The 20067-nt window shown below is 67.5% G+C and carries 18 protein-coding genes; 3 read left to right on the forward strand and 15 right to left on the reverse strand.

From position 1 onward, the window contains the following. The first annotated feature begins 183 nt into the window (after positions 1 to 183). Positions 184 to 534, forward strand: a complete 351-nt coding sequence (locus BST28156_RS29355) for a hypothetical protein (protein WP_011880259.1) — start codon at positions 184 to 186, stop codon at positions 532 to 534. Positions 535 to 573: 39 nt separating this feature from the next. Here BST28156_RS29355 and BST28156_RS29360 read toward each other — a convergent pair whose 3' ends face one another. From BST28156_RS29360 to BST28156_RS29405, 10 genes are all read right to left on the reverse strand, one after another. Further along, complete coding sequence (locus BST28156_RS29360; protein WP_105772917.1) at positions 574 to 1521, reverse strand: IS5-like element ISBvi6 family transposase; 948 nt, start codon at positions 1519 to 1521, stop codon at positions 574 to 576. A gap of 86 nt (positions 1522 to 1607) precedes the next feature. Continuing rightward, a complete protein-coding gene (gene fabI, locus BST28156_RS29365) occupies positions 1608 to 2387 on the reverse strand; it encodes an enoyl-ACP reductase FabI (protein ID WP_011880257.1) in 780 nt (259 codons plus the stop codon). After that, entirely contained in the window at positions 2388 to 3566 is a 1179-nt protein-coding gene (locus tag BST28156_RS29370) for an acetate/propionate family kinase (protein ID WP_011880256.1), read from the reverse strand. A gap of 11 nt (positions 3567 to 3577) precedes the next feature. Beyond that, on the reverse strand, positions 3578 to 4519 hold the full coding sequence (locus tag BST28156_RS29375; protein ID WP_011880255.1) for a phosphate acetyltransferase: 942 nt from the start codon (positions 4517 to 4519) through the stop codon (positions 3578 to 3580). A gap of 8 nt (positions 4520 to 4527) precedes the next feature. Continuing rightward, positions 4528 to 4722, reverse strand: a complete 195-nt coding sequence (locus BST28156_RS29380; RefSeq protein ID WP_012464895.1) for a hypothetical protein — start codon at positions 4720 to 4722, stop codon at positions 4528 to 4530. A 47-nt stretch (positions 4723 to 4769) separates the two neighbouring features. Further along, positions 4770 to 6998 carry a DUF3141 domain-containing protein gene (locus BST28156_RS29385; RefSeq protein WP_011880254.1) on the reverse strand — a complete coding sequence of 743 codons (2229 nt, stop codon included), beginning with the start codon at positions 6996 to 6998 and terminating at the stop codon, positions 4770 to 4772. 124 nt (positions 6999 to 7122) lie between these two features. Continuing rightward, the gene (locus BST28156_RS29390; protein WP_226092299.1) at positions 7123 to 8532 is read right to left on the reverse strand and encodes an efflux transporter outer membrane subunit; all 1410 of its coding nucleotides are present in this window, start codon (positions 8530 to 8532) and stop codon (positions 7123 to 7125) included. A gap of 124 nt (positions 8533 to 8656) precedes the next feature. After that, entirely contained in the window at positions 8657 to 9784 is a 1128-nt protein-coding gene (locus BST28156_RS29395) for an ABC transporter permease (RefSeq protein WP_011880252.1), read from the reverse strand. Positions 9785 to 9786: 2 nt separating this feature from the next. Beyond that, positions 9787 to 12615, reverse strand: a complete 2829-nt coding sequence (rbbA, locus tag BST28156_RS29400; protein ID WP_011880251.1) for a ribosome-associated ATPase/putative transporter RbbA — start codon at positions 12613 to 12615, stop codon at positions 9787 to 9789. A 3-nt stretch (positions 12616 to 12618) separates the two neighbouring features. Further along, positions 12619 to 13617, reverse strand: coding sequence for an HlyD family secretion protein (locus BST28156_RS29405; protein WP_011880250.1), 999 nt, complete (start codon positions 13615 to 13617; stop codon positions 12619 to 12621). A gap of 60 nt (positions 13618 to 13677) precedes the next feature. On the opposite strand from BST28156_RS29405, the gene BST28156_RS29410 reads away from it, so the two are divergent. Both BST28156_RS29410 and BST28156_RS29415 read left to right on the forward strand, forming a co-directional pair. Continuing rightward, positions 13678 to 14166 carry a hypothetical protein gene (locus BST28156_RS29410; RefSeq protein WP_146121629.1) on the forward strand — a complete coding sequence of 163 codons (489 nt, stop codon included), beginning with the start codon at positions 13678 to 13680 and terminating at the stop codon, positions 14164 to 14166. Between the two features lie 248 nt (positions 14167 to 14414). Then, the gene (locus tag BST28156_RS29415; RefSeq protein ID WP_011880249.1) at positions 14415 to 15446 is read left to right on the forward strand and encodes an AraC family transcriptional regulator; all 1032 of its coding nucleotides are present in this window, start codon (positions 14415 to 14417) and stop codon (positions 15444 to 15446) included. Positions 15447 to 15489: 43 nt separating this feature from the next. On the opposite strand, the gene BST28156_RS29420 is transcribed toward BST28156_RS29415, so the two are convergent. The 5 genes from BST28156_RS29420 to BST28156_RS29440 form a co-directional block, all read right to left on the reverse strand. After that, the gene (locus BST28156_RS29420) at positions 15490 to 16353 is read right to left on the reverse strand and encodes a helix-turn-helix transcriptional regulator (RefSeq protein WP_043292645.1); all 864 of its coding nucleotides are present in this window, start codon (positions 16351 to 16353) and stop codon (positions 15490 to 15492) included. 420 nt (positions 16354 to 16773) lie between these two features. Continuing rightward, positions 16774 to 17952, reverse strand: a complete 1179-nt coding sequence (locus BST28156_RS29425; RefSeq protein WP_011880246.1) for an acetate/propionate family kinase — start codon at positions 17950 to 17952, stop codon at positions 16774 to 16776. Positions 17953 to 18008: 56 nt separating this feature from the next. Further along, positions 18009 to 18605, reverse strand: coding sequence for a hypothetical protein (locus BST28156_RS29430; protein ID WP_105772918.1), 597 nt, complete (start codon positions 18603 to 18605; stop codon positions 18009 to 18011). A gap of 133 nt (positions 18606 to 18738) precedes the next feature. Continuing rightward, positions 18739 to 19488 (reverse strand): acetoacetyl-CoA reductase, encoded by a 750-nt coding sequence (gene phbB / locus BST28156_RS29435; RefSeq protein WP_011880244.1) that lies wholly within the window; start codon positions 19486 to 19488, stop codon positions 18739 to 18741. A 1-nt stretch (position 19489) separates the two neighbouring features. After that, a complete protein-coding gene (locus tag BST28156_RS29440) occupies positions 19490 to 19942 on the reverse strand; it encodes a hypothetical protein (protein WP_011880243.1) in 453 nt (150 codons plus the stop codon). Between the last annotated feature and the right edge of the window lie 125 nt (positions 19943 to 20067).

Consider the following 20067-nt stretch of genomic DNA (forward strand, 5'->3'; position numbering starts at 1 on the left):
CGGACATCCGATCGTGCGCGCGTTGCCAAAACGCAACGCATGAAAAGACGCGCGAGACGGCAGCAATGCCTTATCTCGCGGGGCCGTGGCCGTGTCTTACATTAGCGTAATCTATGGACACGATTAGCAGTTTTTAAGGGCTTCAACAGCAGCTGGTTCGGACGAATCGCGGGCCGCTATCGGATGACAGTCGAAGAGGCGTGGGAGGCCAATGGACTTGGTTCGTTGCCGGCCTTGACCAATGCAGTATGGATTATGTTCCCGCCGTTGGACGAGACCACCATGCACAAACTGGCCGTGTTGGCTCGCATCGACGTTGTGACACTCGACCGAATTCAGACGCCGGAGGGCTGGATGACGCCGAGACGGCGCTTGCCATACTGCTACCGCTGCCTCGTGATCAACCCGGTTGACGTCAGTACCCCCTATTGGCGGCGGGCATGGCTTGACCCGGCCATTCGGAACTGCGGCGAGCACGGTACGCCGCTTGAAACGGTTCCACCATTTGTGTTTCATCGCGGCTCTGTTGCGTAAATCAGCTCGGGGCGAAACTACCCCAAACCCCAGACGGACTTATGCCATAGCTGCCGCAGCGACCGTATTCGGCCGGCCGAGCTGGCTGAAGCGGTTGAGCAACGCCGCACGGATCTGCAACTCGACCACTTGGCGTTCAAACGTGCGGGCAGCCACGCGATCCCCCAGGCGTTTGAAGCAGTGCATTTTCGTTTCCACCAAGCTTCGGCGATGATATCGGCTCCAGCGCTTCCACAGCCTGCGCCCGAGATATTGGCAGGCTCGCAGCGCCTCGTTTCGGGCCGCTGCCCCGGCACGCCCCGGTTTCCAGAATTGGGCGTTGCGACGAGGCGGGATAATCGCCTGGGCACCGCGCGCCGCTATTGCGGCATGGCAGAGTTTGGTATCGTAGGCGCCGTCACCGCCGACACTCGCTATCGGTTCGTCGGCCGGAATTTGTTTGAGCAACTCGGGCAGCATCGGGGCATCGCCCACCGCATTGCTGGTGACCTCGATACCGCGAATCTCCAGGGTATTCGCATCGACGGCCAGATGCACCTTACGCCACTGGCGGCGGTAGTCGGCGCCGTGTTTCTGGGTCTTCCATTCGCCTTCGCCCAGGAACTTCACGCCCGTACTGTCGACCAGCAGATCCAGTCCGCCATGCCGCGGCTGATAGCTCAGTTGCGCTTGCAGGTTGCGCTGACGACGGCATACCGTACTGAAGTCCGGCACCGGCCAGTCTAGCCCCGCCAGCTTGAGCAGGCTCTCCACCAGACCCAACGCCTGGCGCAAAGCCAGGTTGAACAGATATTTGACGCTGAGACAGAATTGAATCGCGGCATCCGAATACCGCTGCTGACGCCCCCGTTTGCCGCTGGCCGCCGCCAGCCACTGCATGCCCGGGTCAAGCCAGATCCCCAGGGAGCCCCGCGCCTTCAGCGCAGCGTTGTACTGCGACCAGTTCGTCGTGCGGTAGCGCACCGGCGTCTTCTTCTTGAGAGTCATGCGGCAAGCCTACCATCGGGCCGCGACCATTTGCGCAACAAAGCCGCCCGACACACAAACGCATCGAGCGGGAATACGGACGAACGTCAGCCGACAATGCTGACGCCACCGTCGATGAATATCGTGTTGCCGGTGATGCGCCGCGCATACGGCGTCGCCAGATACGCGCACGCAAAGCCCACATCCATGATGTCGACCAGTTCGCCGAGCGGCGCGCGCTGGCGTGCTTCGTTGAGCAACAGATCGAAATCCTTGAGGCCCGATGCCGCTCGCGTCTTGAGCGGCCCCGGCGAAACCGGATGAACGCGAATGCCGCGCGGGCCGAGTTCGTAGGCGAGATACCGGCACGCCGCCTCGAGCGCCGCCTTGACCGGCCCCATCAGGTCGTAATTCGGCACGACCCTGGACGCACCCAGGTAGCTCATCGCAAACAGCGTCCCGCCCTGGTCCATCAGCGGTGCCGCCAGCCGCGCCAGCCGGATGAACGAGTGGCACGACACGTCCATCGCCGTCGCGAACCCTTCCGCGGAACTGTTGATCAGGCCGCCCTGCAGGTCCGCCTTCGGCGCGAATGCGATCGAGTGGAGCGCCACGTCGAGCCGGCCCCACGTGTCGCGGATCGCGTCGAACAGCGATTCCATTTCACCCGGCTTCGACACGTCGAGCGGCATCAACAGCGTGGCCCCGAGTTCGCGCGCGAGCGGCTCCACATAGGTTTTCGATTTTTCGCTCGCGTAGGTGATCGCCAGCTCGGCGCCCAGCTCGCGAAACGCGCGCGCGCATCCGTAGGCGATCGAATGCTCGTTTGCGATGCCGAGGATCAGCACCTTTCGGCCCGCGAGGGGCAGGTTCGGCGTGTCTTCCATTCAGATCTCCAGCAGATCGAGAGTGTGCGACGCGATCATCCGCTCCTCGTCGGTCGGAATGACCCACGCCGACACCACGCTCCCGGCCGTGATGATACGCGGCCCGTGGCGCGCGTTCGCCGCCGGGTCGAGCGATACGCCAAGCCAGGCCGCCGCGCGACAGATCCGTTCGCGCACCGCGGCGGAATGCTCGCCGACCCCGGCCGTGAAGACGATGCTGTCCAGTCCGCCCAGCGCGGCCGCGAGCGATCCGAGCTCACGCGACACCCGGTAGCAGAACAGCTCGACCGCATTGGCCGCGGCAGGATCGTCGCTGGCGAGCAGCGTCCGCATGTCGCTCGAGATGCCGGATACGCCCAGCAGGCCGGAACGCTTGTACAGCAGCGTCTCGATCGCGCGGGCGTCCATGTGCTGATGATCCATCAGCCACACCAGCACGCCGGGGTCGACGGTTCCCGAGCGCGTGCCCATCGGCAATCCGTCGACCGCGGTAAAGCCCATCGTGCTCGCCATGCTCCTTCCGTTCGCAAGTGCGGCCATGCTCGCGCCGTTGCCCAGATGCATCACCACGGTCTTGCCGCGCGCGGCCCGCTCGTCGTAGCGCGCCAGCACCGATGCGATGTACTCGTACGACAAACCGTGGAAGCCGTAGCGCCGCACGCCCTGCTCCGTGATCTCGCGCGGTAGCGCGAATTGCGTCGCGACCGCCGGCTGCCCGTGGTGGAACGCGGTGTCGAAGCAGGCGACCTGCGGAAGATCCGCGCGCCGCGCGGCGATGATCCGGAGCGCGGCCAGGTTGTGCGGCTGGTGCAGCGGGGCCAGCGGGACCAGCGCCTCCAGGTCGGCGATCACCTCGTCGTCGATGCGCACAGGCCTCGCATAGTGGCTTCCGCCGTGCACGATCCGATGGCCGACGCCGATCGCGGTATAGCCGGCGGCGTGGCCATGCAGCCAGTCGAACAGGAAGGCGATCGCGCCACTGTGGCCCAGCCGGAAGCCTTCAGGCCAGCGCTTCTCGTCAAGCGGCGCGCCCTGCGCGTCCGTGACATGGACCTGCGGATGCGTGTCGATTTCCTCGAAATTGCCGTGACAGACGGGATCGAGCGCGCTCCCGCTCACCGCGAAGACGGAAAACTTGAGGCTCGACGAACCCGCGTTGACGACCAGAATGACGTCCATGGTCCCTCGGCTCAGTTGACGACCGCGCGCAACGGGTCGCGCCGCCAGAGCGCGACCAGGGCCGCCACCGCGCATGACGCAAGCCGCGCGACCACCGAATCGGCCCGGCTCGTGAGGATCACGGGCACGCGCGCGCCGAGCACGATGCCGGCCGCGTCGGCGCCCGCCAGAAACGACAGGCTCTTCGCCAGCATGTTGCCCGCCTCGAGATCCGGCACGACCAGCACGTTCGCGTGCCCGGCGACCGGCGAATCGATGTGCTTGAGCCGGGCGGCATCGACGTTGATCGCGTTGTCGAGCGCGAGCGGGCCGTCGAGAATGCCCCCTTCGATCTGGCGCCGGTCCGCCATCTTGCACAGCGCCGCGGCATCGAGCGTCGACGGGACCTTCGGGTTGACCGTTTCCATCGCGGACAAAATCGCGACGCGCGCGGCCGGAAATCGCAGCGCATGGGCAAGGTCGATCGCATTCTGCACGATGTGGACCTTGTCCTCGAGCGTCGGCGCGATGTTGACCGCCGCGTCGGTGATGATCAACGGATCGTCGTGACCGGGCACGTCCATCACGAAGCAGTGGCTGATGCGGCGCGCGGTGCGCAATCCGGTGTCGTGCGCGACGACCGCGCTCATCAGTTCGTCCGTGTGCAGCGACCCTTTCATCAAGGCCTGTGCGCGTCCCTCGCGCACGAGGCGCACGGCCGTATCGGCCGCCGCGTGGCTGTGCGGCGCATCGACGAGCTGCAGATCCGCGATGTCCAGCCCGCTCTCGCCCGCCACCGCGACGATCCGGTCCGACGGGCCGACCAGGATCGGCTGGATCAAGCCAAGTTGCGCGGCCTCGACCGCGCCGCGGAGCGAACTCTCATCGCACGGATGGGCAATCGCCGTCGGCGTCGGCGGCAACGTCTTCGCGAACGCGATCAGGCGCGCGTATTTCTCTCGTTTGTTTTCCATGGGGATCCTCAGGCGGCTTCGGTCGACTTTCCGCGCTTGTTGGGCTTCTCGCCCGCATCCACGCCGAGCACGCGGGCGACGCGCGCAAGACGTTCCTGTTGGTCGGCCGGGATCTCGCCGCGCGCAGCCGCAAGGCAGGCATCGACGGTCTGCAGTTGCGCGCGCGTCGCGCGCTGGAGTTGCGCGACGGGCTCGGCCGGCACAGCATCTTCGCGTCTCCATGCGCGCCGAGCGCCGCGCCGCCCGGCGCTCACCGTCGCGCGGCAGCGTCGAATATCGCCAGAGCGTGCCGCAGGTCCACCTGCTCCTCTTCGCCGAGCGGATCGCCGGCCGTGAACACCTGCTCCAGCGCATCGCCCAGCCGGCGGATTTCGTTCGGCTCCGATCGCGCCAGCAACTGCGGAATCGCGGCCATCGCCGCGTCGAGATCGAGGCGCATCAGGTTCGTCTGCTGCCGCACGATGATCCGGAACGCCTCGATGAGGTTCGCCTTGCGACGCGACGATCGCTTGACTGCGCCCGACTCGTGAAGGCGCAGCGCGAGATTGAAGCGGCGCTCGTCGATTTCCGGACGATGCCGCAGCACGTAGAAGATCGCCCGCAGCGCCGCCTCGATCAGGCCGCCTTCGTCGATGGCCGAGCGCAACTCGGCGAGCTTTTGGTCGACGAACTGACGATGCTCAGGCGAAACGCTCGGATACGGACGCGGCGGCCGGTCGTCGGCCGCCCTTTGCCCGACGAGCGCCTGCAGCCACGGCGAACCGTATACGGCCTCGAACGTCTGCTCGTAGGCGGCGTCGCGCAGATCGCGCCACTGGTCCAGCACCGCCTCGATCGCATCCGACACGCGCTCCTGGGCCTGCCAGGCCGGATTGTCGGCGAGCACCTGCGTCCGGTTCGCGCGAACGTCGCCGGCGACGGCCGACACCCATGCGGCGAGCGGATTGCTGTCCGACCACCATTCGTAACCCACGCGCAGCGGATGCAGGGTTTCGAGGCGGCGCGCCGATTCGGGCGTCACGCACGCGCGGACCCACGGCTGCACGAAGGTCCGGTAAAGCCCGAGATTGATGTCCGAGCAGCGCGCGGCGGTGTCGAAGCGGCGGTCGCTCTGCGGGTCGGGCTGCACGATCTCGCGAATGTCGTCCAGCTTGCGCGGCTTCACGTCGAGCAGAAATTCGCCCTCGACCGGGGCGGGCTGAACGTTCTGCTCGGGGTTCGCGCCGATCGTGGCCTCGTAGATTCCGGACGGCAGCAGGTCGATGAGGTCGATGTTCGCCGCGAACTTCCGGTGCTCCTTGCGCCCGACGCCGCCCGACACGAATATGCCGAGATGGCCGATGCTCTCGTGCGTTGCGTACACGATGGTCTGGTCATGCGTCAGCACGTCCATGTCGTCGCGATACAGATCGGTGATCCAGCCGAGCGCCTGCGGCGGCGGCGTGATGTTGTCGCCGTACGAGCAGAACACGACGATCGGCGAGCGGATGTTGCGCAGGTCCAGGCGGATGCCGTCCGACGTGATCAGCTCCGCGGTGGCCAGGCGGTTGCCGACGAACAGGTTGTCGACGATGTACTGCATTTCCACGTCGTTGAGAAACACGTGCCCGCCCCAGTATTCCTCGAAGTCGAGGAAGCGCCCGGCCTCGGTATCGACTTTCGAATAGAGGTTGTACTGCTTGGTCCAGAGCGTGTTGGCCGGATTCAGGTTTTCGAAGTTCTGCACGAGCCAGGCGCCGTCGAAGCGCCCCGCGCCCAGGTCGCTCGTCAGCGCGGTCAGCCACGAGCCGCCGAGCAGGCCGCCGGCGTAGCGCATCGGGTTCCTGCCCTTCCAGCCGGCCCAGTACGAGACGGGCGAACCGGCGACGATGATCGGGCCGAACAGCTCCGGGCGCATGGCCGCCGTCATCAGGATCTGCCAGCCGGCCTGGCAGTTGCCGATGACCGCCGGCTTGCCCTGGCTGTCCGGGTGCCGCTCGATGACCTTTTCGAGGAACGCCGCTTCGGCGCGCATCACGTCCTCGACCGTCTGCCCCGGCACCGGGTCGGGAAGAAAGCCGACGAAATAGCACGGATGGCCCGCGCGCAGCGCCGCGCCCACTTCGCTGTCGGGCTTGAAGCCGCCGATGCCGGGCCCATGCCCGGCACGCGGATCGACGACCACGAACGGGCGCTTGGTCTCGTCCGTCGGTGCATCGGCATGGGGCAGGATGCGCACGAGCCCGTAGTTCACCGGTTTCGGCAGGTCGAGCCCGGACAGGATCAGTTCGCAGGGGAAATGCAGGACGTTGGGGACTTTCTCCGCCAGATGCGCGTTGTACCGGTTGCCGCGCTCGCGCATCACGTCCGCGTACAGGATGCCGCGCTGCCACGCGTCGGCCAGGTAGGACGACATCGCGCCCCACGGGAACAGGCTGTCCCGCAGGAACGGGAAGCACGTCGATTCAACGGCTTCGGCTGCTTGGTCGATCGTTTCCATGAATACCCCTTTTGTCGTCCGTCGCCGGCGAACCGGCCGGACTGGACTGACGGTTCAGTTGTTCGTTCCCGCGCGCGGCCTCCCGGCCCCGCTTCGCTCGCCACGCCAGCTTCGCGCCGGCCGCTCACGTCTTGCCGGGCGATGCCTCGTCGCCGCTCGACCAGCCGCCGCCGAGCGCGAGATACAGCCGCACCGTCGCGAGCGCCTCGCCGGTCTGCGACTGCACCAGTTCGTCTTCGCGCCGCAGCGCGTCGATGCGCGCATCGAGCACGTCCTGCAACGTCCGCCGGCCGCCTTCGTAAAGGCGCCGGGCCTCGTCCGCGTTGCGGCGCGCGATCTCGAGCGTCGCCACCAGCCGCTCGCTGCGCTGGTCGAAGCCGTGACGCACGCCATACGCGCTGTCGACTTCCTCGAGCGTCTGCAGCAGCGTCTTGTCGTGCTGCGCGAGCGCGGCCTGCAGGCGCGCATCGTTGGCCTCGATGTTCGAGCGGATGCGCCCCGCGTTGAAGATCGGCAGGTCGGCGCCGATGCCGATCAACCCGCCCGTGCCGCTCAGCCCCGGCAGGCCGTCGAGATGCACGCGGCCGTCGAGGCCGACGAACGTCAGATAGAAGCGCGGCAGCAGGTCGGCTTTCGCGCTGCCGAGCCGTGCGGCCTGCGCGCGCACCATCGCCGCCGTCGCGCGCACGTCGGGCCGGCGCTCCAGCACCGCCGACGGCAGCTCGCCCGCCGGCACGGCCGGCACCCGAAACGGCCCCGGCGCGGCCAGCGGCGCGGCCTGTTGCGGAGGCTGGCCGGCGAGGATCGCGAGCCGCCGCCTGCGCACGTCGATCTGGCTCGCCAGCGCGGGACGCTCGGCCTCGCGCGCGACGATCTGCTCGTTCACGCGCGCCACGTCGTAGCGCGTGGCCTGCCCGGCACGAAACCGCGCGTCGGTATAGCGTTGCAGCGCATGCAGCGTGACGAGGCTGCGATCGAGCAGATCGAGCCTGCGCTGCAGCCCTTGCGCTTCCAGGTAGTTCTGCGCGACGTCGCCCGCGATCGCGACGCGCGTGCCGCGCAGCTTTTCCTGTGCGGCGTCGGCCAGCAGCGCGGCGGCCTGCGCGTCGCTCGCGCGGCGGCCGAAGATGTCGACTTCCCACCCGGCCGTGATGCCGCCCGCATAACTGTCGAGATCGGGCGAACCGTCGGGCACCTGCGACGGATCGCGCAGGTTGCCGAAGCCGTGGACGCCGCCCGCCCGCGCGGACAGCGACGGATAGCGCGCCGATTCGGCGACCGCCGCGAGCGCGCGCGCCTCGCGCACGCGCGCCTGCGCGACGCGCACATCCGTGTTCGCCTGCAGCGCGTCCTCGACATGTCGGGCAAGCGCGGGATCCTGCCATTGCGACCACCAGTGCGCGAGGTCGGCTTGCGTGCCGTCCGCCGCCGGCACTTGCTCGAACGCGGCGGGAACGTCGCGCTGAGGCGGCACGTCGACCTTCACGATCGACGTGCAGGCGGCGAGCATCGCCGCCGCGATCGCGGCGGCCACGGCGGCGCCCTCTCGCCGGCGCGACGCACGCCCCGGCGCGCGATCCGGCACACGGCGCGCATCGGCACCCGTCGCGGGTCTCGCGCAAGCGTTCTGAATGATTCTGAAGTCGGTCATCGGCGATTCAACCTTGTTGCGCGAGCATCGAGCGGAAGCGCACGAGCGCCAGCGCGAGGAAAAGTCCGCCCGCCGCGGCGATGCCCAGCAGGCGCGGCCATACGATGTCGATGCCCGCGCCGCGGAACAGGATGGACTGGGTGAGCGCGACGAACTGTGTCGTCGGCAGCAGCTTCACGAACGGCTGCATCGCGACCGGCATGCTCTGCACCGGCGTCGCGGCCCCGGACAGCAGATACGCGATCGCATAGGTCGGGACGGCGAGCAGCCCGAACTGCGGCATCGCGGGCGCGAGCGTCGCGAGCCACATGCCGAGCGCCGTCACCGAGAACAGGTAGAGCGCGGTGCCCAGCGCGAACAGCGCGATCGATCCCTGCAGCGGCACTTTCAGCCACAGATTCACGACGAAGCACAGCGACAGCAGCGACACGACGAAGATCACCGAGCCGTTCGCGATGATCTTCGCGACGGCGATCTCGCTCGCGCGCACCGGCATCACGAGCAAGTGCTCGATCGTGCCGTGCTCGCGCTCGCGGATCACCGCGGCGCCGACCAGGATGATCGACAGCACCGTGATGTCGATGACGATCTGCATGGTCGACGTGAACCAGTACGATTCCGTGTTGGGATTGAACTGCACGCGCACGACGGCATTCACCGGCAGCCGCGCATCGAGGTTGCGCGCGCGCAGGAACGCGAACGTCTCGGTCGTGAAGATCTGCTGCAGGTACGCGGTGCCGAGGCCCGCCTGCGTCATCGCGGTCGCGTCGACCAGCACCTGCACCGAAGGCGAACGGCCCGCCAGCACGTCCGCCTCGAAGCGCGGCGGGATCTCGACCGCGAAAATGTAGCGGCCCCGGTCGAGCTCGGCGTCGATGTCCTGCCGGCCGACGTCGACCGGCGGCTTGAAATACGGCGGCTGGATCGCCGCGCGCAACTGCCGCGACAGCTCCGAGTGGTCGCCGTCGATGATCGCCACCGACGCGTTCGACACTTCGGCCTTGATCCCCTTCGCGACCGAGTAGACGGCGAGCGTGAACGCGAACACGATCAGCGCCATCAGCGTCGCATCGCTGAACAGGCTGAAGATCTCCTTGCGGCTGAGCCGCGCGACATTCTTGAACCATTGCGTCACGGCTAGGCCTCCTGCTTCGGCAACAGGCAATACGCGCCGATCAGGTAGAGCAGCGCGAAGCCCGACAGCGCGGCGTACATCGTGCCGAAGTGCGCGGCGCCCAGGCCCTTCGTGAAGCTGCCCAGGCTCACGAGCTGGAACCACGACGACGGAAAGCCGAGGCCCGCCCAGTAGCTGCTCCCGGTGAGCGTCGACACCGGATAGAGCAGCCCGGAGAAATTGACCGACGGAATCAGGCACAGAATCGCGGTGCCGAAAATCGCCGCGACCTGGGAGCGCACGAACGTCGACACGAGCAGGCCGAGGCCGGTCGCCGCGAACACGAACAGCAGCGCGCCGATCGAGAGCGCGACGAACGATCCCTTCAGCGGCACGCCGAGCACCGTGACGGTCAGCGCGACGAGCACGAGGTAGCTCACCATCGCGAGCCCCACGTAAGGCGCCTGCTTGCCGAGCAGGTACTCGCCGACGCCCGCCGGCGATGCATAGAGATTCGTGATCGAGCCCATCTCCTTCTCGCGCACGACGCCGAGCGCGGTCAGCATCGTCGGGATCAGGATCAGCGCGAGCATGATGACGCCGGGCGTAATCGCATAGATGCTGCGGAATTCCTCGTTGTAGATGAAGCGCGACTCGACCGACACCGGCAGTGCGGGCATCGCGACGCTCGCATGACGGATTTCCTTGCCGACGTAGTCGAGCAGCACCGCGTTCACGTAGGTGCCGATCGTCGCGCCGGGGAACGGGCTGGAGCCATCGACATGGAACGACAGCTCGGGCCGGCGCCCGGCGAGCAGGTCGCGGCCGAAGTCCGGCGGAATCTCGACGACCAGCTGCGCGTCGTCGGCCTGCAGCAGACGGTGCGCTTCGCCGTCGGTGTACACGTGGCCGGTCGGCACGAAGTAGCGCGAGCCGGAAAACTGCTCGACCAGGGTACGGCTTTCGAGGCTATGGTCGCGATCGAGCACCGCGAACCGCACGTTCTCCACGTCGAACGACACGCTCCATGCGGCGGCGAGCAGCAGCACCACCGGGCCGAGCAGCGCGAACGCGAGCCGCAGCCTGTCGCGCGCGAGTTCCAGCGACTCGCGGCGCGCGAAGGCCCAGATGCGCGCGAGCGAGCCGGCGGTGGGGGCTGTGGTGGGCGTTGCTTCGGGGGCCCCTTCGGCTGTCGCTTTGCCGGTTGCTTCGGCTGTCGCTTCGGCCGTCGCGTCCGCCTGAGCGTCAGGTCGCGCCGCATCCGGCTGGCGCGAGGCCGGCGCCGTCGCGCCGGCCGCCTCGGCTTCTTCGAGACAGGCCACGAACGCCTCTTCGAGCGTCGACGCGTGACGCTGCTCGCGCAATTCCTCCGGGCTGCCCACGGCGAGCACGCGGCCGCGGTGCATCAGCGAAATGCGGTCGCAGCGCGCCGCCTCGTTCATGAAGTGCGTCGAGATGAAAATGGTCACGCGTTCCTCGCGCGACAACTGGATCAGGTGCCGCCAGAACATGTCGCGCGCGCCGGGATCGACGCCCGAAGTCGGTTCGTCCAGGATCAGCACTTCCGGCTTGTGCAGGCATGCGGCCGCGAGCTGCAACCGCTGGCGGATGCCGAGCGACAGCGCGGCGGGCCGCTCGTCGGCGCACGGCTGCAGCTCGAAGCTCGCCAGCGACCGCTCGACGGCCTCACTCGCGCGCTCGCCCTCCATCCGGTAGAGCTTCGCGTGCAGGTCGAGGTTCTGCCGCACCGTCAGCTCCTCGTACAGCGAGAACGACTGCGACATGTAGCCGACCTTCATCCGCGTGTTCATGTCGGTCGCGTCGATCGGCTTGCCGAGCAGCGTCGCGGTCCCGCTCGTCGCGTCGAGCAGGCCCGTCAGCATCTTCATCGTCGTCGTCTTGCCGCAACCGTTCGAGCCGAGAAAGCCGAAGATCTCGTTGCGCTCGATCCGGAAGCTCACGTGATCGACCGCGACGAAGCTGCCGAAGCGCCGCGTGAGCCCGTCGGCGACGATCGCGGGCGCGCCGTCCTGCGGGCGCGGCGGAATCACAAGGGCGGCCGCGCCGGCGCCGCCGGCCCCCGGCAGGAGCGACACGTACGCCCGCTCCAGGTCGTCCGTGCCCGCGCGCTCGAGCACCGCCTGCGTGCTGTCGTTGACGAGCACGCGCCCGCCGTCCATCGCGACCAGATGCTCGAAGCGCTGCGCCTCTTCCATGTAGGCGGTTGCGACGATCACGCTCATGCCGCGATGCTCGGCGCGCAGATCGTCGACCAGCGTCCAGAACTGGCGGCGCGACAGCGGATCGACGCCGGTGGTCGGTTCGTCGAGGATCAGCAGGTCGGGATTGTGCACGAGCGCGCAGCACAGGCCGAGCTTCTGCTTCATCCCGCCCGACAGCTTGCCTGCCGGCCGGTCCGGAAACGGCGCAAGGCCGGTGGCATCGAGCAGGCGCTGGATGCGCGCCGCGCGCGCATGCGCATCGAGCCCGAACAGGCGCGCGAAGAAATCGATGTTCTCGTACACCGAGAGCGTCGGGTACAGATTGCGCCCGAGCCCTTGCGGCATGAACGCGACGCGCGGCAGGATCGCCTCGCGCCGGTCGCGCACGCGCAGGTCCGCGCCGAGCACCGACACGTCGCCCTGCTGGATGCGCTTCACGCCGGCGATGACGCCGAGCAGCGTCGACTTGCCGACGCCGTCCGGGCCGATCAGGCCGATCGTCGTGTGCGCCGGCAGCGACAGCGATACGTCGTCGAGCGCGAGCGCCGAGCCATAGCGATGCGACAGGTTCGCGACATGGATCGCGCCCGCCGCATGGCCAGCCCCCGACGTGCCGAGCGTGGCAGCCATCGATCAGCTCCCGCGCACGGCGAGCGCCGCGGGCCACGGATGCGCGCCATCGAGCCGCACGAAGCCGTTGCCGGTCAGGCCGGCCTTCAGCCGTGGCGCGAGACGCCGCGCCACGTCGACCGGCAACTGCAGCTTCACGCGATACATCAGCTTCGCGCGCTCGCCCGCGGTTTCGACGTATTTGGGCGTGAACTGCGCGTCGCTCGACACGAAGCCGATGCGCGCGGGAATCGGTTCGTTCGGGAACGCGTCGAGGACGATGCGCGCGTCGGCGCCGATCGCGAGCTTGCCCGCCTGCGGCGCCGGCAGGAAGATCGTGAAATAGATGTCGTCAGGGTTGAGCATCGTCGCGACGCGCCCGCCCGCGGGCAGCACCGCGCCGACTTCGACGATCCGGTACTCGACCCGGCCCGCGATCGGCGCGCGAATGGTCGTGTCGGCGAGCACGGTCTTCAGCCGCGCGATCTGCGCGTCGGCCTCGGCGATTGCCGCATGCGCCTCGTCGAGCCCCGAGCGGGCGGCCTGCTGGCCGGCCTCGGCGCCGTCGAGCGCGAACCGGCGGCGCTGGCGCTCGACGCCCGACACCTGCCCGTCGCCGAACAGCTTCGACGTCTCCGTCCATTCGAGGCCCGCCAGCCGCTCGTTTGCCGCGCTCGCATCGACCTCGGCGCGCGCGCGTGTCGCCGCGCCGGCCGCGCGCGTGCGCGATGCGCTGGCCGCGTCGAGCTGCGCCAGCAATTCCGAGTCGTCCTCGCGCGCGACCACCGCGCCCGCCGCGAGCACGTCGCCCTCGTGAACGGGCAGCTCGACCACGCGCCCGCCGTACTTCACCGCGACATCGATGCGCGCCATTTCGAGCCGCCCGTTCGCGAACGCGATATCGTCCGGCCATGCGCCGCGCCGGTCATGCACCCACCACGCGCCCGCGCCGGCCAATCCGACCGCCACGACCGCCGCGATCGCCCAACTGCGTCTTTTGTTCATCTGCACTCTGTCGACCATGGGTCAAATCAATGCGGGCACAACCGGCTGATCGCCGCATGCAACTGCTGCGAAACCGAAATGCCCGACGGAATTCATCGAATACATATCAACCATGGCAGTGCGCAATCTCCCGGAAATAAACCGATTCATTCGCATGACAATCGCCCAGCGCCCGACGCATTTCGCCTCACGCCTTACGTTCGTCCGCGAGACAAAACGACGCTGTCCGAATCGGACATAAAAACAAACGCGCGCCGCCAGCGCAGCGCCGGAAAAAAACACACGCCTGACTCGCCGTCCGCATTCGCCGATCGGAACCGCACCGCCGGCCTGACGCGCGGCGTCATTCGCCCGCGCGATTTCGCTGAAGCACAAGGTTCGTGGAACCGACGACCGCCGCCCATGCCCGCGGCCCTCGAAACATTGGGCCGGGCCGGGCAGACGCCGCGCACGGCAGGCGCGGCGCAGCGCGTTCCGCGGCGGCTTGCGTTCGCCACGTCTCTTTTCGCGGACAGGGCGAAACGGGAATCGCGCGGCGGCATAAACCCTGCGCGACGACAATCCTAGCGGATTTATCGCGACGCGCGAGCCTCATTACCGGATCGACAACGAAAATGCGACGACTGATTGACGCACCCGCTTTCGTCGCATCGCCATTTTTGCTGGCTTCGCGTCAGTTTAAATACGCACAACGATCCGGCGCACACTGGCAACGTACGCGTATGTTGCTCGCCACGCACAAAAACTACAATGTTGCGAGAGGACAAATATTTTATGATTCAGGCCAAAGCGATGTTTCCACGAGGTCCGTCGACATGAGTTTCGGGGAGTTCACGAGAGGCCCGGCGAGCGCGCGGCTTCTGATCGGTTTCGGACAGGAGCATGGCGTGCCGGCCGCTCGCCTGCTGGCCGGCACGCGCCTTGCCGCCGGCCAGCTCGACGACCCCAACCTGGAACTGGCCGCCGCGCAGGAGCTGTGCATCGCGCGCAATTTGCTGCGGCTGCTGAAGCACCCGCCCGGGCTCGGGCTCCAGGTGGGATGCCGTTATACGTTTTCGGTGCACGGGATGCTGGGCTACGGCCTGATCAGCAGCGAGACCGTCGGAGACGCGCTCACGCTCGCGCTGCGTTTCCTGCCGCTTTCCTACGCGTTCACCTCGATCACGTACCACGAGCACGAGCACGTCGGCGTGTTGCGATTCGGCGAACTCGATCACCTCGCGGACGACATCCGGCAATTTCTCGTCGAGCGGGACATGGCGGCCGCGGCCGTCCTGCTGCGCGACGTCCTGGGCGGCGACATCGCGTCGCTCCGTTTCGCGTTCAGGGGCGACGAGCCGCGGCCGGCGTACCGGCCGTCCCGGGCGTGGCCGACCGCGCTCGGCACGGAGCACGAGTTCTCCGCGCGCTTCAACAGCCTGTCGTTCGAGCGCTCGCTCCTGAGCCGCGCATTGCCGCATGCGAATCCGGTCACGGCGTCGATGTGCGAACAGATGTGCGCGCAGCTCATGGAATCGAGACGCGCGCGCACCGGCACCGCGGCGGCGGTCCGCCATCACTTGAGCGCCGCCGGGGCGGCACTGCCGGATCTCGGGCGCATGGCCCGCCTGATGAACGTCAGCGAGCGGACGCTGAAGCGCCGCCTGAGCGACGAGGGCGTCACGTTCCGGGAATTGCTGGCCGAGGCGCGCCGGTCGGCCGCCGAGAGCCTGCTCGGCGCCGACGACCTGACGCTCACGGAAATCGCCGGGCGGCTCGGCTACAGCGACCTGTCGAGTTTCTCGCAGGCGTTCAAGCGCCGGCACGGCATCACGCCGAGCGCATTCCGCAAGCGCGTGCGGAATTGAGATCGCGCGGCGCCGGATGCCGGTCGCGCACGCGCGATTTCATTCAGCAGAGCTTCGCCGGATCGGCGATCCGGAAGCTCGAATGCCCGCAGTGCCGCCCGCAATCCGGTTCGGCGCGACACCCCGTTGCGCTGTTCGAAATGCGCACCAGGCGCGGATTCGAGAGGAAAGAAGGCGTGAGGCCGAAGTAGCGCTTGAATGTCCGGCTCAGGTGCGCCTGGTCGGAGAAGCTGGTGGCATGGGCGACTTCGGTGAGCGTCTTGCCGGACGCGAACATCGACACGGCCTTTCGCGCCTTGACCCAAAGCAGGTACTCGCGGATGGACACGCCCGTCACCGACGCGAACAGATGCACGAGCCTGCTTTCCGAAATGCCGCACAGCCTCGCCAGCGAACGGGGATCGGTACGCACCGGGACGCGGGCCTTCAGGCAGCCTGCGACCGTCTGCACGCGGCACTCGGTGGCCGGGAACGCGACGGCGTCCCCGAACAACGCATCGAGCACGCGCTGCGACGCCGCCGCGATGTCCGGGTCGCCCGGCGGCTTTCCGAGCGCGGCGCCAGACGTTTCCAGCACGAAGCCCTCGGCCTTCTTCGACAGATCGACGACCGGTTTCTCGCCCGGCACGTGACGCCGCAGGTATTGACTCAGCCGGCTCGCCGGGTCCAGCTGGATGCTGTACAGGCCGGTGGCATTGTTGACCTCGATCGACCGGCTGACATTTGGGGAAACCAGCAGGCACCGGCCCGTGTATGCGCCCCGCTCCGTGACGAGCCGGATTTCGTCGCTCGCGCCGATCACGATCACCATGGACGGGCGAGACGTCGAATCCCTCGATCCGAAGCGCGGAGACACGTATGTCGCAAAATCCTCGGAGATCGACAACGACGCAACAGGATCGCCCATACCTCACCTCTCAAACAGGAACGCGCCCATGCGCCCACGGTCTCTCGAATCGCTCGCGACCGGACGGAGCCTTCGCGCATCCGCCGTTTGCCACTCGCTGCTTTTCGTTCGAGTATAACGAAGCGGCTTCGCGCAAGAACAGCAAAAGCCTCGATTATTCGGACAGCATCCGGGATTCGTTCGGCGGGAGCCGGATGCGCCGGAATCCGCTTCGGCATGGGCGTGCGGGCGACGTGCGGGCGCGCGATGGCGATGGCACTGGCGATGCCAGCACCGCTGTATCGTTCGGGCGGGTGATCGCGCGATTCGCGCCGGATTCGCCAGACGCCTGCGCGCGGCCGCAGGCAATCGAGTGTGCGCTGCCGATGCCGACCGACGACGCCTTGCGCCGCGCGGCCGGCCGGAACGGCCGCACTAGCCCTAGCGCGCCAGCCGGCTCAGCGCGTGCCGGGCGATCATCAGTTCCTCGTTGGTCGGGATAACCCATACGTCCACCGCGCTTTTCGCGTCGCTGATGCGCGGGCCGTGGCGCGCGTTCGCGTCGGCGTCGAGCGACACACCGAGCCATGCCGCAAGCGTGCACACGCGCTCGCGCACAGCGTCCGCGTATTCGCCGATGCCCGCCGTAAACACGATCGAGTCGAGCCCGCCGAGCGCGGCCGCGAGCGAACCGAGCTCGCGCGAGATCCGGTAGCAGAACAGGTCGACCGCTTCGGCGGCCCTCGGATCGTCGCTGGCGAGCAGCGTGCGCATGTCGCTGGAGAGGCCGGACACGCCCAGCAAGCCCGAGCGCTTGTAGAGCAGCGACTCGATCGCGCGCGCGTCCATGCCGCCCTCCTCCAGCATCCACAGCACGACGCCCGGGTCGAGGCTGCCCGAGCGCGTGCCCATCACGAGCCCGTCGACCGCGGTGAAACCCATCGTGGTCGCGACGCTCCGGCAGTTGTCGAAAGCCGTCATGCTCGCGCCGTTGCCGAGGTGCAGCACGACCGTCTTGCCGTTCGCCGCGCGCGCGTCGTACTCGGGCAACACACCGGCGATGTACTCGTACGACAGGCCGTGAAAACCGTAGCGTCGCACGCCCCGGCTCGTGATCTCGGGCGGCAGCGCGAAGCGTGTCGCCACGGCCGGCTGCGTATGATGAAACGCGGTGTCGAGGCACGCGATCTGCGGCACATCGGGGTGACGCGCCCGTATGGAGCGGATCGCCGTCAGGTTGTGCGGCTGATGCAGCGGCGCAAGCGGGATGAGCGTCTCGAGTTGCGCGAGCACGCGATCGTCCACGCGCACCGGGGCCGAATAACCGTCGCCGCCATGCACGACGCGATGCCCGACCGCGACCAGCGTCGCATCGCCCGCGTGGCCGCGCAGCCAGTCGAGCAGGAACGCGATCGCGGCATCGTGCCCGAGGGACTCGCCGGCCGGCCAGACCCTGTGCTCGATCACGTCGCCATCCCTGCCTTTGACGGTGAAGCGCGGACGCTCGTAAATCTCTTCGAGCTTGCCGCCCGCGATCGGTTCGAGTTGCGCCGCGTCCACCGCGAATGCGTGAAACTTGATGCTGGACGAGCCTGCGTTGATGACGAGAACGACGTTCATGGCGTGGAAGGCAGCAAGCGCCGGATGCCAGCGGCGCGTCGGGATTGTCGGAGGGATCAGCTCTCGCAGACGATCGCGGAGAGCATGAGCGGAATGACCTGGTGTATCGCCGCGTGGCTGCCCGCTTGCCGCACGAGCGCTTCGACGGAATCGGTCGAGCCGAACACCACGGCGCCGTAGATCGGCCCCGACGGCGTCTTGCCGTTCCCCGGCTTGAACATCGGGTCACCCGGCTGGTATCCGAACACCGCGCGAACGCGCAGGCCGAATGCGGTGAGCCCTGCGTCGTGCCGGGGCTTGAACGCATTGACCGAATTGGCCTCGACGAGCATCGGCGACGGCTCGATGGACTGGTCGCTGATGAGCCGGGAGATGAACGCGTGCGCGCTGGATTTGCAGGTGAACTGCTCGTCGAGATCGTGCGCGAACGCGGACGCGGGACTCAGCCCCGCCCCCAGCATGACCACCGAAATCAGGGTGGCGAAAAAGGGCTTGTTCATGGCATGACCGTTGAATGTCTTCTGCTCGATGCCGCTGCGGCGCAAGCCGTTCTGCGTGTCGCGACAATGCGGAGCGAAAAGGGATCGGCGTGCCGAAACGGGTTGCGCGCTTTCGACGGCCGATGCCGCCGCGCCATTCCCCTTTCTTTTCATGGCGGCCTCCCGCGAAAATACCATCATAGGACGGTATTCTGCGTACAAAAGTTTCTTTTGAAAAAGGCGCAAAGGGGAAACGGCACGCGGCGGCAATCGCGCCATGCCGCGCCGCGAAGCGGACGGGCCGCGCTTAGTACATGTGCTGGCCGCCGTTCATCGCGACGTTGCTGCCGGTCATGAAGCCCGCGGCATCGCTGGCGATGAAGGCGACCAGCGCCGCGATCTCGTCGGGCTGCCCGAGGCGGCCGACCGGAATGCCGGCGACGATCTGCTTGAGCGTATCCTCCGGCACGGCCGTCACCATCTTTGTCGCCAGATAGCCGGGCGAGACGGTATTGACCGTCACGCCCTTCCTGGCGACTTCCTGCGCCAGCGCCTTGGTGAAGCCGTGAATGCCGGCCTTGGCGGCGGAGTAGTTGGTCTGGCCGAATTGCCCCTTGCTGCCGTTGATCGACGAAATGTTGATGACGCGGCCCCAGCCCCGCTCCACCATGCCGTCGATGAACGGTTTCGTGACGTTGAACACCGAATCGAGATTGGTTCGCAGCACCGCGTCCCAACCGTCTTTTTCCAGCTTGCGGAACGTGGCGTCGCGGGTGATGCCGGCATTGTTGACCAGGATGTCGACATGCAGCCCGTCGGCCCGAATCCGTTCGGCCATGCGCTTGCAGGACTCGAAATCGGCGACGTTCGCGTCGTACGAGTGAAACCGGTAGCCTTTGTCCGCCTCGCCGGCGAGCCATTCGGCCGCCGAGGCCGCGTCGCGCGCATGCGTGACCAGCACGCGGCATCCCGCGTCGTACAGCGCGCGGGCAATGGCCTCGCCAAGCCCCCCCATGCCCCCGGTCACGAGGGCGGTGCGATCCTGGGTCGTCGTCATCTCATGCCTCCTTTCGCACTTTCGCGTTGGCGACGGCCGTGGCGCCCTGCCACGCGCCGCTCCATTGCTTGATGAAATCCTGCGCGGACGACGCGGCGTTGACGCCTCCGGCGACCTCGCCGACCGCCTTTTGCCAATCCCCCAGCGCCTGCTGCAAGCCGGCGGTGAAGGCCGCCTGACTCTTGACGGCTTCCCGCGCGACCGCCTGGGCATCGTCGGCGCGCCGCTGGAACAGACGCCCGAGCGATTCGGCCGGCAACGCCGCGACGGACGGCCAGTCCGTCTTTCCGCGCAGCGTCTCGATCTCCGCCGCGGATTCGGCAATGCTGTCGGCGGTCGCGCGCTCGACCGCTTCGAACCACTGGCGTCCGCTTTCCTGCAGGAGACGCGCGATACGCAATTGAAATTCTCGATTGGTTTTGTAAAGGTGCAGGGAAATCGGTTCGGTAATCATGTTCGTTTGAATTGGCGAAATATCGAAAACTGAGCGGACTGAAAAATGCACAGAACTTCGCGGCATTCCACGCATTCGCATTTATCCGGCGCGCGTCTGCCACGGCAAACGCTGGAATTGTGCGG

It is taken from the genome of Burkholderia pseudomultivorans (assembly GCF_902499075.1).
GTDB lineage: Bacteria > Pseudomonadota > Gammaproteobacteria > Burkholderiales > Burkholderiaceae > Burkholderia > Burkholderia pseudomultivorans.